We start from the raw sequence: 16,003 nt of genomic DNA, 5'->3' as shown, positions 1-16,003 counted from the left end.
ACTGGATATGCCAGTCTTTTTTTGTAGAAGTAGTGTTCTTATGATAAAATAGAGAAAAAGGGGAAAGTTATGCTAGATAATCGTATCTTTATTATTGAGGATGATCCGACTATTATTCATCTGTTAAAAGACAGTTTGCAGGTGACCTACACTGTAGGGACTGTTCAAAATTTCCGTGATGTGAAGCATGAGGCAGAGAAGTTTCAACCAGACTTGATTTTGATGGATATTACTTTGCCTTATTATAATGGTTTTTATTGGACGACAGAAATTCGTAAAAAATTGTCTGCACCGATTATCTTTATCTCCTCAAGTAGTGATGAGATGGATATGGTCATGGCACTCAATATGGGCGGAGATGATTTTATCTCAAAGCCTTTTTCGTTAACTGTTTTGGAAGCTAAAATTGCAGCTTTTTTGAGGCGTTCTCAACAGCAACTCCAAACACCAAAGTATCACTTGGAGGGTTATCAACTCAATCGAGATGGCGTCTTTAGTACTCCATCTCATCAGCAAATACTTCTAACTCCGACCGAATCTAAGATGCTGAGAGTTCTTTTTGAGCATGTTGAACAGGTTGTGACTAAGGAAGAATTACTTGAGAGTCTTTGGGAAGATGAGAGCTTTATCGACCAAAATACGCTCAACGTCAATATGACACGGCTACGAAAAAAACTTACTCCGATTGGTTTTAATCGCATTCATACTGTGAGAGGAGTCGGTTATTTATTAAGATGATAAAACAATTTTTCAAAGAATACATTGTCTGGTATGCGACTTATCTTGGTGTAATGTTCTTATTTTTCCTCAATTTTTGGCTCTATCACTTGCCACTGATTTATTTTGCGAACACTCTAGCGCTTAATCTTGTCGTTCTCGTCATTATCAGTTTGTGGCGCTATTTTCTCTTTCGTCAAAAAATGCTGGTGCTTACGCACTTTGTCTATGATAGTGAACTTGAAGATTTTACTGATCCTAGCGATATAGCGTATCGTACTGTTATTTTTAAGTTACGTCATGCAGCTAACCAGAAAGAACTTGAAATCACCAGTCAAAAAGATAATCTAGAGAGTCTTGTCAAAATGTGGACTCATCAGATGAAAGTTCCCTTGTCCGCTATATCTCTCATGGCACAAACTGACCAGCTCACCCCAGAAGAAACCAAACGACAAGTTCTGCGCTTAGAAAACTATCTGGATACACTGATTAACTATATCAAGTTCAAGCAGCATCAAGATGACTTTCGCTTTGAGAGAGTTTCAGCTAGGAAAGTAGTAGCAGAGGTGGTTAAAAAATACTGTACTGCCTGCCTAGCCAAGCAGTTATCCGTAACCATCACAGGCGATACAACTTTCAAAACTGATAAAAAATGGCTGAGCTTTGCCCTTTCTCAAATCTTTGACAATGCTATCAAATACTCGCACAACAATGCTCAGATAAAAATCACTATTACAGAGACTCAAGTGACTATCTCTGATGATGGTATTGGCATATTAGATGAGGATTTGCCTCGTTTATTTGATGAAGGATTCACAGGTTTTAATGGGCATAAATATCAAAAAGCAACTGGCTTAGGTCTTTATATGACCAAGCAAGTGCTTGATAAACTTAACTTTTCAATCAAGGTGACTAGCCAGATTGCTAAAGGTACTGACGTCACCATCTCCTCTAAACAAAAACTCTAACTTCAAGAAAATTCTTGAAGATTTTTCATTTTCCTATTGACAAAAGCTTAAAACTTGCTAAAATTAAATTTAACCAGTTAATTAACTAGTTAATAAAAAGGAGGACTAATGAAATCAAAATACTATCAGCTTGTCCTAATAAGTCTAAGTCTGCTACTGTGTTTGGTGGGTTGTCATGCCAATACCAGCACTACAAAAGGAACAGGGCGACTCAAGATTGTCACAAGCTTTTACCCCATATATGCGCTGACAAAGACTGTCTCTGGTGACTTAAACGATGTCAAGATGATTCAGTCCAGTCAAGGTATTCATGACTTTGAACCATCAACGGCTGATGTAGAGGCTATTTATCGTGCTGATGCCTTTATTTATCACTCTCACACTTTAGAGTCATGGGCGGGAAGTCTAAATTCGAGCTTGCACGATTCAAAGGTTAAGATCATTGAAGCTGCCAAAAGACTCAAACTTAGCAGGGTACAGGGCTTAGAGGAGATGCCTGTGACTGACAATATAGACCCTGCAAGATTCTATGATCCTCATAGCTGGAACGACCCTATCTTGCTTGCTGATGAAGCGCAAAATATCGCAAATCAGTTGAAAAAGCTTGATTCTAAAAACGCTAAGACCTACCAAAAAAATGCAAATATCTTCAGAAAATCTGCCAAAAACTTGACTGTAAAATACCAGAAAATTTTTGCAAAGGCAAAATCAAAATATTTTGTCACCCAGCACACTGCTTTTTACTATCTGGCAAAACGATTTGGTCTCAAGCAGTTGGGCATATCAAGTGTGACAAACCAAGAACCTAGTGCAAGACAGCTAGCAGAAATAGAAGACTTTGTCAAGACTTACAAGGTTAAAACGATTTTTGTCGAAGACACTATCTCGACAAAGGTAGCAAAAGCCATAGCCCACAACACTGGAGCTAGTATTCAAGTACTAAGCCCACTTGAAGCCGATCCACAAAATAATCTTAGTTTACTTGAAAACATCGAGCAAAACCTCAAAGTACTGAGCCAACATTTATAAAAAAGGAGTTTTCATGAAGAAAAAATACTTTATCCCTACTATCACGACACTTTCTGTAGTTACTCTTAGTGTCTGTGCTTACCAGCTTGGTCGCTACCAAGCACAAGAAAATGACGTCAAAAACAATCGCATTTCTTATATCAATAGTGGTAAATCAAAGAAACAGAAAGTCGTCTCTGATACCAAAGGCAAGACACCTGATGAAGTTAGTAAGGAAGAGGGAATTTCAGCAGAGCAGATTGTCATTAAAATCACTGATGACGGCTATGTGACCTCTCATGGTGACCATTATCACTATTACAATGGTAAGGTGCCATACGATGCTATTATCAGCGAGGATCTGATAATGACTGATCCGTCCTATGTCTTTAAGCAAGAAGATGTGGTCAATGATGTTAAGGACGGTTATATTATCAAGGTAAATAGTAAATACTACCTTTATCTCAAGGAAGGTAGCAAGCGGATTAATGTCCGCACCAAAGCACAAATAGAAGAGCAACAAGAAAAAGCAAAAGCAGAAGTGGCTAGTAAAGGACACCACAAGCATAGCAGCAAATCCACACAACAAAGCCAAGCTGCCAAACAGGCAAAAGTGCAAGGGCGCTATACGACCGATGATGGTTACATCTTTAGTCCAACAGATGTTATTGATGACTTGGGAGACGCTTTTCTCGTGCCACATGGCAATCATTTTCACTATATTCCAAAGTCAGACTTATCTGCTAGTGAGCTGTCTGCTGCTCAAGCTTATTGGAATGGGCTTTCTAGACGGTCTAAGAAGAGACACCAAGCACAGACTATTTTTAGAAAAACAGAAAATTCCTCTAAAGCGACACCGCAATTACCTTCCTCAACAACGCACTTTACACCAACTATCTCGCAGGGTTATGTTTTACATACAAACCAAGCCACACAGACGACACATCATTCCAAAACAAGCTCACAATCTACGACCCACACAAGTACCCAAACGCAGAGTCAAAAAGAGCAGACACAGACTGACAGTTCAACATCTCTAACTGCCCTGCTCAATCAGCTCTACACTCAACCATTAAATTCACGTCACGTTGAAGCTGATGGTCTCATCTACGATCCTCAAAAGGTTACCCGCTTTACTTCAACAGGGGCGGTTATTCCACACGGTGACCACTATCATTTTATCCCTTATAGCCAAATGTCAGACCTAGAAGCGCAAATCACACGTCTTCTCGCCTATGGAGCAAAAGCGGATAGCAAGACAAACAACAATCAAACGCAAAACACCAAGACTGAAAGCCAAACTAATACATCTACAAATACCATCAAAAAAGATGACACACTTATCCCAGACAATATCAAAAAATCCGATCAGGGTAACGATGGCAAGCCTTATAAAACCTCTGATGGCTATACCTTTAGCATTGACTCTGTGACAGATGTTGTTGATCAAGCTGTGATTACAAAACACGGTAATCATCTACATTATATTCGCTGGGAAGATTTAGAAGACAGCGAGTTGGCTGCTATTCGTGAAAAATTTAAAGGTCAAAAGATTAGCAAGACCTCCCTTTATCCAGCTAATATCGAAGCTATCAAACCTGAGTTGAAGATACCTCTAAAAGATTTACCATATGGTTTATATTATGTCGTTGCAGCTACACAAAAAGGTTTTGTACAGCCACATTATGATCACTACCATATTATATCCTATTCTTGGTTAGACGAAGATGAAATTGCATCTATCAAATATTTGCTTGCACATCCTGAACTAAAGCCTACTCCAATTCGCAAAGTTTTACGAAAGCAAGCTGAAAACTACAATATGGACTTTAAAACTTTGGAGGATAAAATTAACGATATTTATGTGCGCTACGGTGTTAGCCCAGACCATATGACCTTTTTGAAAGATAAAAAACAGGTTCAATTAACTGATAAGAATGGCAAGGAACAGATTGTTGATATTGAGACAGGGCTTTTAATTAGTGATTTACAAGATGATACTGTAGCGTTTGCTGAAAAGAGTATGCCAGAGTTATACAATATTATAGATCGCTTTGCCAGCCAGTATGGAATGACGAGTGAGGTATTAAATGATAAATTATCAGATATAGCTTCACAGTATAAAGTCTCTTACAATGCTATGACTATTAGTACTGATGGTCACATCACTTTCCAAGCAAACGGTAAGAACATTAGTATCAACCTCAAATCAAACACAGAAAATAACACACCAAAATCAGTAGATACACCAATGGATAAAATCACTCAATTGGCACAACAATACGGCTACAGCTATAATGACATGTCATCAAAGATTAATCAGCTCATAAGTAAATACCAAGTTAACTTTGACACTATTCAATTTGGAATCAATAAACAAGCCACTTTCACACAGATAAATGGTAACAAGGTAACTGTTAATCTTGATACTCTAGCAGAGGTAACTTCAACGACTAAATCTGCTGACACTAAGACAAATACGCAAGTAACTGCAGACAGCCCTTCTAACAACAAAGTGAACTTCCCAATAGCAAAACCAAAACTATTTGAAGATACAGATGGTAGCGATACCGATAGCAACAGCCAAACAGTTAGCAGTAGTGAAGCAGAAGTGGTGAGTAAAGATAATTTACATAAATAAAAATATGTAATTAAAATTCATCAAATCACTAACAAAAAAAGACTTATAAGTAAAACTTATAAGTCTTTTTACAGCTTATCAAGAGCATTTTTCTGCTCATCATTTACAATATGGGTATAGAGGTCAGTGACCTGCGTAGAGGCATGCCCTAGCTGATGACTGACCAAGACTTGCGATTTCGTACTAGCATAAAGGCGTGTAGCTAATGTATGTCGGAGTTTGTGTGGTGTGATGCGAACCTTGAAGGATTGTGAATATTTGGCAACTAACTTTTCGATAGAAGAAGCATCAATACGATTAGGTTTGCCACGATACAAAGCTAAAAAGAGCGCTGTATCTGTCTTTTCAGCTTTGTATCGTTCTTTTCTAATAGTAAGATAATCTTCGAGATAAGAATGGGCAAAGTTAGCTATATGGACAGCATCCCTTTTTCCACCTTTTCGTGTAACTTCGACAACCATTGTGTTAAGATTGCAATCTTTAACATCCAGATTTACCGCTTCAGAAAGGCGAATACCAGATGCTAAAAGTAGTGAAATGATAGCCAAGTCACGTTCCTTATTTTTATTAAAGAAAAAGAGAGCACGTTTTGATAATGTTGTTGCATACTTCTTATCAATGTAGTCTAAAAATGCCTGTGTTTCCTCTCCTAAAAAGAGCTTTTGCTTGATGTTTTCAGCACGAGCTGCCAAAGTTTCTTTCTCTTTCTTAATGGACACTTTTTTCATGACATTACGATAAAAGTAAGGCTCTCCCTCATTGTTTTCCACCTCCTCTGTTAAATATTTATATAAACTAGAAAGTGCAGCCAATGTCCGATTGATGGTCGTTTGGGAAACACCTTGTTGAGTTGTATTGCTATTTAGTAAAGGACGTTCACGTAGATAAAGGATAAAAGCTTCCATATCTTTTTTGGATAGATGTTCCAATGTTGTAAGTTCAATATCAGCGATTTTTTGACAATGAACAATATCTGAATCTATCAACCATTCAAAAAAACGACGGTATTCTTTGAGATATTCGTACAGGGTCGTAAAACTGTAAGGAATAGTCAATTTTGACTGATAATAGTCCAACACGTACCAAGGCATGACCATCTTGAGCTTATCAATTTTTTCGAGCAGTAAATCGCGTCGCATAATTATCTCCCATAGCTATCATTTTTATCTTTAAAAGAAGTATATCACACTCACATCATATTTTCAAGAAAATTACAGTTTTTCGGAAAAATAATAAAGTCTAACCGATAACCAATTATCCTACGATTCAAAAATGTTATTCGATTAGCTTATCAAGAAGTTCTTTCTCACTTGCAGTGATTTGAAATACAAAATCATCATAAGATGTTGCAACTTTTGGAATAGTCAAACCACATTTAATTACAGTAATGTCCTCCTCATGAGGCATAACGTTATTTTGGTAAGATGTACCCTGATTCATCTTAAGTTGTGCATCGCTTCCTTTATTTTTATCGGGGTATACAAAATAACCTTTACTAGCATCAAATCTAAACATATAAGCTAAAACCTGTAAATAGTCTCTGTTCCCAATATTCTCAATCGGTTTATATTTTGCATCTGCGACTATTCTGTTTTTAACTTTTTTACTAATAAAATCTGGATAGACTAAACCAATCATCTTATTCTCATTATTCTTACTATCTTTAATTGAGGAGAATAGTTGTTGAGCTCCTTTTTTACTCTTATTCATTGGATGATAAAAATAATCTTTAATAACGGAGTTTATATACTCCTCCCAAAGCCAAGCGCCATCGAAGAGAATGCCATGAACTTGTCGTTTACCGCAACCAATTTGATGTTTTTCGTACTGCAAAATCAAAATGCATAATCTTTGCAACAACCTATATTCATGATAAAAAGCATGTACTATTGGTTGCTTTTTATTAATTTGAATTATTTTCTTTTTATTTTGAGGTGTGTATTCTTTAGTGGCAGCAACCACTGCTTTAATCTCAACTTTAACTGTTCTGAGCAAGGTCTCACCACAGGACTTGCGTTTTATGAATTCAATCGTGTGGCGGATCAATTCCATCAAATAATTGTCGTATGAAAATTCACGTTCATTGTATGACACATTACCAATAAAAGGAGTGTTTTCTTTTATATGACGAGGAATATCTATCGTTCCTTTGATATTTGCATCATTATATTTGTTGCAAATATAAGTTTTGATACTTCCTTTTCGCATTGCTATTTTTAAATAATATGGAAATAAAAATAAAAGTAAACTGAATAAATGATTTTCCTGAGTGGCATTTGTATTCCAATCTAACACGTTAGGAAAATCCATCACTTTTTTCAGCATATACTGTAAAAAATAATCTTGTTTATCTGAGCTAAATCTAGATCCGATAATTAATCGTTCATCTCCATATCCGAGAAACCCCATCACATTATTCAATTTATAGCGATTATCGACGCTTTTTATGATTATCTGATCTTTTGTAATATCTTCTGCATTTTTGACTAATTCTGGAAAGACAAAAATTCCTTCTTTTTCAAGTTGCTCCAATGTCTTATCAGCAACCCGTTCTACGATACCAGTAACAGGGACAAACTTATCTTTTGGCCATGATGTATTGTCTTCAACTCGTAACGTTTTCATCTACATCACCTATTTCTGGTGGATATCCCTGTATGCTTGCTCAAACTTTTTCAAAAGCTCCTCCTCATCATACATACCATGAACATAATCCCGTAACAGCGGAAGTAAATAGTCTGTCCATAATTGATCAAAAGTCAAAGTAGATAGTTTACGGAAGTAAGATGCGCCAACGTAGTAATTTTCATTTAGTTCATCTACTCTTGATATTTCATTATTAAGATTTTCCATTCGCTTGATAGCTTCTTCTTTTAACTCATCGCCTAAACAGTTCAACATCTCCAAATGGTCATTTGCTTTAATTTCGATAAAACGAAAACGACGACGCATCGCAAAATCAAAGCTATCAACGGAACGATCAATATCATTCATTGTTCCAATAATATACACATTTTCAGGAATTGAAAATTTCTTATCTGGGTTTTCGTGCAGATTCGCATACTGAGTTGAAACTTCTCCAGCACTTCCTCGATACTCTGGGTCAATGGAAAAGAAAAGCTCTCCAAACACTTTTGAGATTTCAGCTCTGTTCATTTCGTCAATCACAAAAATGAAAGGTTTGACGATTTTAGATTTTATGTCATTAAATATTGCAAAATAATAGGAATCCTTTTGATTATTACTTTTCTTTTTAAAAAAGGCTGTAAGATCTTTAACTTTTTCAAACTTTTTACCAGATTCAATCATTGATAAAAGTTTAGTTTTATTTAAATTCAATGTATTCTTTTGGTTATTAGGAATTGAAACACAAATGTACTTTTCATCAAAACTTTTAATATAAAATTTGTTCCTTGTAATAGTCTCAAATGTCTCAACACCAAGTTTTATTTCTGAGAGATATTCTTCCAAAATATCAGAAGCAGAAATCTGTCTTGCATCATCAAAGTCATCATCAAAGCTTCTCTGTGCTTTTTTAATAAATTTTGTAAAAATACCATCTTCGAGTTGAAAACTCATCGAACCATCAGCATTTACTCTTGGACGTAGACCTTCTACAAAGTCAGAATAATCATAACTTGGATGGAATTGAACAAATTCAACTTGTTTCTTTTGTTCATCCGTCAATAAAGTGTAGTCATCATGCTCTCCATTGCTGATAATGTCTGCAGCAACCCTTTTTGCCAAATATGTTTTACCTGTTCCTGGAGCCCCACGAAAAATTACATTTTTAGATTTAATGAGTTCATTAGAATAAGAGTTCAAATAAGTGATTGCAGTCTCGCATTTTTCTTGCTTTTCAATCATAGAATCTAGCTCCATTTCACTTATATCAAGATTTTAAACATTGGTAGGTTAATTATTCCTAAATTTTTAGCTTGGCTAAAACAATATTAAAACATTTTATTTACGTTTTTTCTTAGCTTTCTTTAGCTTCTTTGCCATACGTTTCATGGCTTGTTTAGTTGCAAACTCTCCGACTTTTCCTTTGAGCCCTCCTCCAAACATTTGGCTAATATCCATGTTGTTACCCAGTGCTGACATATCTGGCATACCTTGAGTTCCCATCATACCTTCCAAAGCTGACATATCTAGGTTATTTGCTTTATTTTTAGGAAGATTATTGGGATTTAGTCCTAGTTGTTTCATCATCTTATCCATATCACCAGACATAACACCTTGCATCATTTGCTTGGCTTGGTTAAAATCTTTGATAAACTTATTGACTTCAACAAAGCTATTTCCCGAACCTGCTGCGATACGTCTACGGCGGCTAGGATTGAGAAGAGCAGGGTTTTCACGTTCTTCGGGTGTCATGGAGGATACAATAGCACGTTTTCTAGCAATATCACGTTCATCTACTTTGATATTTTTTAATGCTGGATTGTTTGCCATACCGGGAATCATTTTCAGTAAATCTTCCATAGGTCCCATATTTTGAACTTGGTCGAGTTGGTCGATGAAATCATTAAAATCAAAAGTGTTTTCACGCATTTTCTCGGCAAGCTCTAATGATTTTTGTTCATCATACTCAGCAGAAGCTTTTTCGATAAGAGTTAACAAATCTCCCATACCGAGAATACGGCTTGACATGCGGTCGGGGTGGAAAGTTTCAATATCTGTAATCTTTTCACCAGTTCCGGTAAATTTAATAGGCTTACCGGTGATTTCTCGAACAGAAAGGGCAGCACCACCACGTGTATCTCCGTCAATCTTGGTAAGGACAACTCCCGTAATATCCAGTTGCTTGTTAAATTCATCAGCGACATTTGCTGCTTCTTGACCAATCATACTATCAATGACCAACAAAATCTCATTTGGTTGGGCTATAGACTTGACATCATGTAACTCTTGCATGAGCTTTTCATCAATTTGTAGACGTCCAGCTGTATCAATAATAACATAATCATTATGATTAGTTTGAGCTTGTACCAGCCCTTGACGAACAATATCAACCGCAGGATGTTCTATTCCCATGTCAAAAACAGGCACATTGATTTGTTGACCAAGTGTTTTTAATTGGTCGATTGCTGCTGGGCGGTAAATATCAGCAGCAATCATAAGTGGGCGTGCCTTTTCATCTTTAATGAGTTTATTGGCTAATTTACCAGCAAAAGTCGTTTTACCAGCTCCTTGGAGACCAACCATCATAATGATAGTTGGAATTTTTTGAGATTTTTCTAATTCAGCTGTTTGCGATCCTAAAATCTCAGTTAATTCTTCATTGACGATTTTAATGATTTGTTGAGTTGGATCAAGTGTATCAATAATTTCGTGACCAATAGCACGTTTGCGAACACGTTTGATAAAGGTTTTAACTACAGGTAGGGCAACGTCAGCTTCAAGAAGTGCTAATCGGATTTCTTTGGTGACTTCTTGAACTTCTTTTTCTGATAATTTCTTTTTACCGCGAATATTTTTAAAAACGTTTTGTAAACGTTCGGTTAAACTTTCAAATGCCATGATTTTCTCCTTAATCTCTATTGTCAATACTACTTAAGAGTTGTATTTTTTCTTGTAAATAGCTATCTTTGGGATATTTTTTCAAAATATCATCAAAAATTTGACTGCGCACGATATAATCCGAATACATATGCAATTTCATCTCATAGGCTTCTAAAATCTTTTCAGTACGTTTGATGTTATCATAAACAGCTTGACGACTTACCTTGAACTCCTCGGCAATCTCACCTAAACTATAGTCATCAGCGTAATAAAGCTCTATATAATTCATTTGTTTATCCGTTAATAGCGTTGCATAGAACTCAAAAAGCGCATTCATGCGATTGGTTTTTTCAATTTCCATAGATTTATTATACCAAAAAATACTAACCTTTTATAGTCTTTTTGAAAGGACAGTTTACATAAATAAAACAACGTAAACTATCCTTGGTTTTCCAAATAAAACTCAAAACGTTCACCGACATACTGACTATGAACATATTCAAAAGGTGTGCCATCTTTGAGATAGGAGATTTGCACCAAAGTCAGTAGAGCACTACCGCGCTTAGTGTGTAAAATTTCAGCAATACGCTCTGATGCATTACGTGCGGATATCGTTTGACTGCTCCTGCCGATTTCAAATCCATTATTGATTAAAGTTTTAAAAAACTGCTCTGCAATGTCCTTGCGATTAACATTTTTGATGAGTTCTTCAGGAATGGAGGTAATCTCGTATACCAAGGGAACACCATCAGCATAGCGTATCCGCTCCATCTGAATAACGTAGGCAGGCATGTTGGTGAGGTGGAGTTTTTCACACTCCGTCTTATCGGCTAATTTTCGCTTGTAAGATAGCAATTTGCTAGATGGGGTCTTGCCTTGGCTTATAATAATATCTGAAAAGCTAGTTGTACCTGACATTTTTTCTTGAACACGTTTACTAGCCACAAACGTACCGCTACCAATACGACGTTCAAGAATGCCCTCATCTACTAGAAGAGAAATAGCCTGTCTCAGCGTCATCCGACTTACTAAAAACATCTCTGCCAAATCACGCTCACTGGGCAGACGTTCACCAATTACCCAATGCTCTTTTTCTATTTCTTTTTTGATATAGTCATGTATTTTAATATAGGCTGGTACCATATTGACTCCTTTATCTGTTCTTTCTTTATTTTACCATTTTTTGAGACAGAAAAAAATATAAGCGAGTACTGCTATTTTCGCTAAAATATGCTAAAATGAAATTAAACTTGTTAGGTTTCTAACATAAAAGAAAGGAAACACATGATTGATAATGCAGAACAATTGAATGATGTTCAAAAAATCATCGTTTTGGATTACGGTAGTCAATATAATCAACTGATAGCTCGCCGTATTCGTGAATTTGGAGTATTTTCAGAATTGAAGAGTCATAAGATTTCTGCCAAAGAAGTCAAAGAACTAAACCCAATTGGAATTGTCCTTTCTGGGGGGCCAAATTCTGTTTATGCAGACAATGCTTTTGGAATTGATTCCGAGATTTTTGAGTTAGGTATTCCGATTCTTGGGATTTGTTATGGTATGCAGCTATTGACGAGTCAATTAGGTGGAAAAGTTGTTCCTGCCTCTGAAGCTGGAAATAGCGAGTACGGCCAGTCTACTTTACGTTTAAAAGTAGACTCTGAACTCTTTAAAGAGACACCTAAAGAGCAAACTGTATTGATGAGCCATGGCGATGCTGTCACAAAAATCCCAGAGTCTTTCCACCTCGTTGGAGACTCTGTTGATTGTCCTTACGCAGCCATTGAAAATACTGAAAAACACATTTACGGTATCCAGTTCCACCCAGAAGTACGTCATTCAGAGTTTGGTAATGCTATCTTACACAATTTTGCTTTTGCTATTTGCGGTGCAAAAGGAGATTGGTCAATGGAAAATTTCATTGACATGCAAATTGCAGCTATTCGTCAAAAAGTTGGTAATCGCAAGGTTCTTCTCGGTTTGTCTGGTGGGGTTGACTCATCTGTTGTTGGAGTTCTCTTGCAGAGAGCTATCGGCGATCAGTTGACTTCTATCTTTGTTGATCATGGACTTCTTCGAAAAGGAGAGAGTGATCAAGTTATGCACATGCTTGGTGGGAAATTTGGTCTCAATATCATTCGTGTTGATGCTTCAAAACGTTTTCTAGATTTACTCGCTGGTGTTGATGATCCAGAGAAAAAGCGTAAAATTATAGGAAATGAATTTGTCTATGTCTTTGATGATGAGGCAAGTAAACTAGAAGGTGTTGACTTTCTCGCACAAGGAACTCTCTACACAGACGTTATCGAATCTGGGACAGAAACAGCACAAACGATTAAATCACACCATAATGTTGGTGGTCTTCCAGAAGATATGCAGTTTGAACTCATTGAACCACTAAATACGCTCTTTAAAGATGAAGTTCGTGCTCTAGGGACAGCGCTTGGTATGCCAGATGAGATTGTATGGCGTCAACCATTCCCAGGTCCAGGACTCGCTATCCGTGTCATAGGGGATATCACTCCTGAAAAATTGGAAACAGTTCGTGAATCAGATGCTATTTTACGTGAAGAAATCGCCAGAGCTGGTCTTGAGCGTGATATTTGGCAATATTTCACAGTTAATACTGGCGTACGTTCTGTAGGTGTTATGGGAGATGGTCGTACCTATGACTATACCATTGCTATTCGTGCTATCACGTCTATCGATGGTATGACTGCTGACTTTGCCCACATTCCTTGGGAAGTTTTGCAAAAAATTTCTGTTCGGATTGTCAATGAAGTAGACCACGTCAACCGCGTTGTCTATGATATCACAAGTAAACCACCTGCAACCGTTGAATGGGAATAAACAAAAATGAATCAAAAAGGCTTTGAAACCAGTGTTTCAGAGCCTTTAATAGAGTAAATAAAAACAAAGGAAGTCAGTACATGCTACCTTATACAGATAAAATAATTGAGACTATTACTAAGTATCTTCCAAAAGATGAAAATGAGTGGGAGCTTGTTGGTTTTGTAAATAAACAGGAAGAAATCTACACGTTTGGTAGCGATTCAAAAATACTAGGCAGACTCTTTGAAGTTTTAACTTTTGAAGCTTTGAATAATACAGCCATTGAATTAGGCTATACTTTATATGAATCCGACCAGCAAACAGTATATCCAGATTTTTATTTCGTAAAGCCCAATGGAAGAAAAATAGCTGTTGATGTAAAAACGACATACAGGAGAAGCAAAAAAGCAAAATTTGGCTTTACTGGTGGTAGTTTTACAAGTTTTATGAGGAATGGAACAAAGAATATTGTAGGTAATTATTCTGATTATGACAGTCATTATATTTTAGGCGTTGTCTATACTCGTGAGACGAAACCAACTACTGGAAAAGTTGCTTTTGAGAATTTAAATTCTATAATTCCTGCTTATAAAAATATAGAAGTATTTGTTCAGGAAAAATATAGGATATGTGGTGATAAGAAGGGGAGTGGAAATACCGATAATATCGGAACAATTACTTCTGCTTCTATCAAACCTTTTGTATACGGTGCTGGACCATTTTCTGTTTTAGGAAAAGATACTTTCCATGATTATTGGGTAAATCATCCAAAATATACTGATAGCAAAGATATAAAGCAATCATTATATAATAATATCGATACTTATATTGATTGGGTCTCTAAAGCAGATAAAACTAAATCGCTAGAATTAAAAAAATTATATTTAGATTATCTATCCCAATATGATGAAACATTTAATAAAAAATAGAGCACTCAGCTCTATTTTTTATATTTCAAAAAGGGTAATTGCTCTTATTCAGTTTTCACTTCATCTGAGTTTAAGTTTGATTCACTTATTACTAGCGCTTCTATCATCTTATTCCTGTTAGACTCTTTTGCTCCTAAGTGGTAAAAATGTTCAGTAGTCAAAAGTTTTCCATCAGTCCATCTTTCCATGTGATCATTTTTTCTGTATTTATTTTCGTACCACATACTAAAAGCATATCCCGCTTTTCCTTTTTGAGTAAGTTCTGCAAGTAATACTGCGTATTCTTCACTCCAAGAATCATAATAACCATCATAACGGTTGATATAAGGTGGGTCTAAATACACGAAGTCATTTTTCTTCATCATTACAAATGCTTCCGTAAATGGCATACAGATAAATTGCCAATCTTTGTCCTCCATTATTCTTTCAACCCATGCAACTTGATTTACAATTTTTGTGATTAATGCTTTCTGAAATCTTTCTGGTTTTCGTCCAAAAGGAACATTATAGTTACCTTTATTATTAAAGCGCATCATGCCATTAAAATTGGAACGTTGTAAAAACAAAAAATCTAGTGAGTTATGTTCCTTATTAAATCTATTTCGCACTTCATAATAGTAAGATGTTTTATCAGCTAAAGTATTAGCTAACTTAATTGATTCTTTTTCTAAATAGTTTCTCACTATTTCTGATGTAATCTTTTTTGATTGAATGTCTTTATAAAATTGAATGATATAAGGGTTAGTATCGCTAAAAATAGCACGCTCAGGCTCTAGGTTAAATCCAACTACTCCAGAACCCATAAATGGTTCAAAATAGGTGCCTTTTCCGTCCCATTTAACAGATTCAGCGATGAAAGGAACTAACTTTGTTTTTATTCCCTGTATTTTAATAGGTGGTACTTTAGGGGTAATAATTTTTTTCGGTAACACTTCTAAACCTCTCTTACTTACTGTTTGTTTTCTATTATACTATTTTTTTATACTACTAACATGAAAATATCTTATTACTATTTTTTCTGCGTTTAATATTGGTTTTATCATAGTAAATTCTCCTCTTTAATAACGCTGCTCTAATAACTATTCTGATTATATAAGATAAAGATACAGTGATATAATTTGAGCTAATCTATATATGATTTAATATCATCATTCAATGTTAGAGTAGTTTTAAATGGTGTATCTCCTAGTTTACCAAATTTCTTCTGAACTAAAAGAGCGGTTTCTTGAATTATTTTTTCAATCAGCAGTCCCCATAGTTTCTCTAAAAGCTTGATTAACTGCAAAACCACTTGTTATCTTTAATTTTTCAAAATTTTCTTTAGTGATTATTTCTTTATTTTGTAAAATTTCTAAAGCTAATTTAACACCTAATTTCATTTTTCACCTCAAATATTTTACACG

At 35.7% G+C, this 16,003-nt stretch carries 14 protein-coding genes; 6 read left to right on the top strand and 8 right to left on the bottom strand.

Annotation, left to right across the window (positions count from 1 at the left end; genetic code table 11):
* The first annotated feature begins 69 nt into the window (after positions 1–69).
* The 4 genes from NXS10_RS01160 to NXS10_RS01145 all read left to right on the top strand — a co-directional run bounded on the left by NXS10_RS01160 (position 70) and on the right by NXS10_RS01145 (position 5,334).
* Positions 70–738, top strand: coding sequence for a response regulator transcription factor (locus tag NXS10_RS01160; protein ID WP_259136753.1), 669 nt, complete (start codon positions 70–72; stop codon positions 736–738).
* Entirely contained in the window at positions 735–1,685 is a 951-nt protein-coding gene (locus tag NXS10_RS01155) for a sensor histidine kinase (RefSeq protein ID WP_259136752.1), read from the top strand. Before NXS10_RS01160 ends, NXS10_RS01155 begins: the two co-directional genes overlap by 4 nt.
* 108 nt (positions 1,686–1,793) lie before the next feature.
* Positions 1,794–2,714, top strand: a complete 921-nt coding sequence (locus NXS10_RS01150; protein ID WP_259136750.1) for a metal ABC transporter solute-binding protein, Zn/Mn family — start codon at positions 1,794–1,796, stop codon at positions 2,712–2,714.
* A 13-nt stretch (positions 2,715–2,727) separates the two neighbouring features.
* Entirely contained in the window at positions 2,728–5,334 is a 2,607-nt protein-coding gene (locus tag NXS10_RS01145) for a pneumococcal-type histidine triad protein (RefSeq protein WP_259136748.1), read from the top strand.
* A 68-nt stretch (positions 5,335–5,402) separates the two neighbouring features.
* Here NXS10_RS01145 and xerS read toward each other — a convergent pair whose 3' ends face one another.
* The 6 genes from xerS to NXS10_RS01115 all read right to left on the bottom strand — a co-directional run bounded on the left by xerS (position 5,403) and on the right by NXS10_RS01115 (position 11,982).
* Positions 5,403–6,473: a tyrosine recombinase XerS gene (gene xerS / locus NXS10_RS01140; RefSeq protein ID WP_259136746.1), complete on the bottom strand. Its 1,071-nt coding sequence runs from the start codon at positions 6,471–6,473 to the stop codon at positions 5,403–5,405.
* A 136-nt stretch (positions 6,474–6,609) separates the two neighbouring features.
* Positions 6,610–7,959 (bottom strand): 5-methylcytosine restriction system specificity protein McrC, encoded by a 1,350-nt coding sequence (locus tag NXS10_RS01135; protein WP_259136744.1) that lies wholly within the window; start codon positions 7,957–7,959, stop codon positions 6,610–6,612.
* Positions 7,960–7,968: 9 nt separating this feature from the next.
* The gene (locus NXS10_RS01130; protein WP_259136741.1) at positions 7,969–9,201 is read right to left on the bottom strand and encodes an McrB family protein; all 1,233 of its coding nucleotides are present in this window, start codon (positions 9,199–9,201) and stop codon (positions 7,969–7,971) included.
* Positions 9,202–9,297: 96 nt separating this feature from the next.
* Complete coding sequence (gene ffh / locus NXS10_RS01125) at positions 9,298–10,857, bottom strand: signal recognition particle protein (protein ID WP_259136738.1); 1,560 nt, start codon at positions 10,855–10,857, stop codon at positions 9,298–9,300.
* Between the two features lie 10 nt (positions 10,858–10,867).
* Positions 10,868–11,200, bottom strand: coding sequence for a putative DNA-binding protein (locus NXS10_RS01120; protein WP_259136736.1), 333 nt, complete (start codon positions 11,198–11,200; stop codon positions 10,868–10,870).
* A 77-nt stretch (positions 11,201–11,277) separates the two neighbouring features.
* Positions 11,278–11,982, bottom strand: coding sequence for a GntR family transcriptional regulator (locus tag NXS10_RS01115; RefSeq protein ID WP_259136733.1), 705 nt, complete (start codon positions 11,980–11,982; stop codon positions 11,278–11,280).
* 141 nt (positions 11,983–12,123) lie between these two features.
* On the opposite strand from NXS10_RS01115, the gene guaA reads away from it, so the two are divergent.
* Both guaA and NXS10_RS01105 read left to right on the top strand, forming a co-directional pair.
* Positions 12,124–13,689, top strand: coding sequence for a glutamine-hydrolyzing GMP synthase (guaA, locus tag NXS10_RS01110; protein ID WP_259136731.1), 1,566 nt, complete (start codon positions 12,124–12,126; stop codon positions 13,687–13,689).
* Between the two features lie 80 nt (positions 13,690–13,769).
* The gene (locus tag NXS10_RS01105) at positions 13,770–14,600 is read left to right on the top strand and encodes a type II restriction endonuclease (protein ID WP_259136728.1); all 831 of its coding nucleotides are present in this window, start codon (positions 13,770–13,772) and stop codon (positions 14,598–14,600) included.
* A 44-nt stretch (positions 14,601–14,644) separates the two neighbouring features.
* On the opposite strand, the gene NXS10_RS01100 is transcribed toward NXS10_RS01105, so the two are convergent.
* The gene (locus NXS10_RS01100; protein ID WP_259136725.1) at positions 14,645–15,532 is read right to left on the bottom strand and encodes a DNA adenine methylase; all 888 of its coding nucleotides are present in this window, start codon (positions 15,530–15,532) and stop codon (positions 14,645–14,647) included.
* Between the two features lie 306 nt (positions 15,533–15,838).
* Positions 15,839–15,979 carry a hypothetical protein gene (locus NXS10_RS01095; protein WP_259136723.1) on the bottom strand — a complete coding sequence of 47 codons (141 nt, stop codon included), beginning with the start codon at positions 15,977–15,979 and terminating at the stop codon, positions 15,839–15,841.
* Positions 15,980–16,003 lie beyond the last annotated feature (24 nt).

The organism is Streptococcus sciuri (assembly GCF_024814375.1).
Lineage (GTDB): Bacteria > Bacillota > Bacilli > Lactobacillales > Streptococcaceae > Streptococcus > Streptococcus sciuri.
Note: the sequence above shows the minus strand (reverse complement) of the source record. Positions and strands in the feature narration are given on the sequence as shown.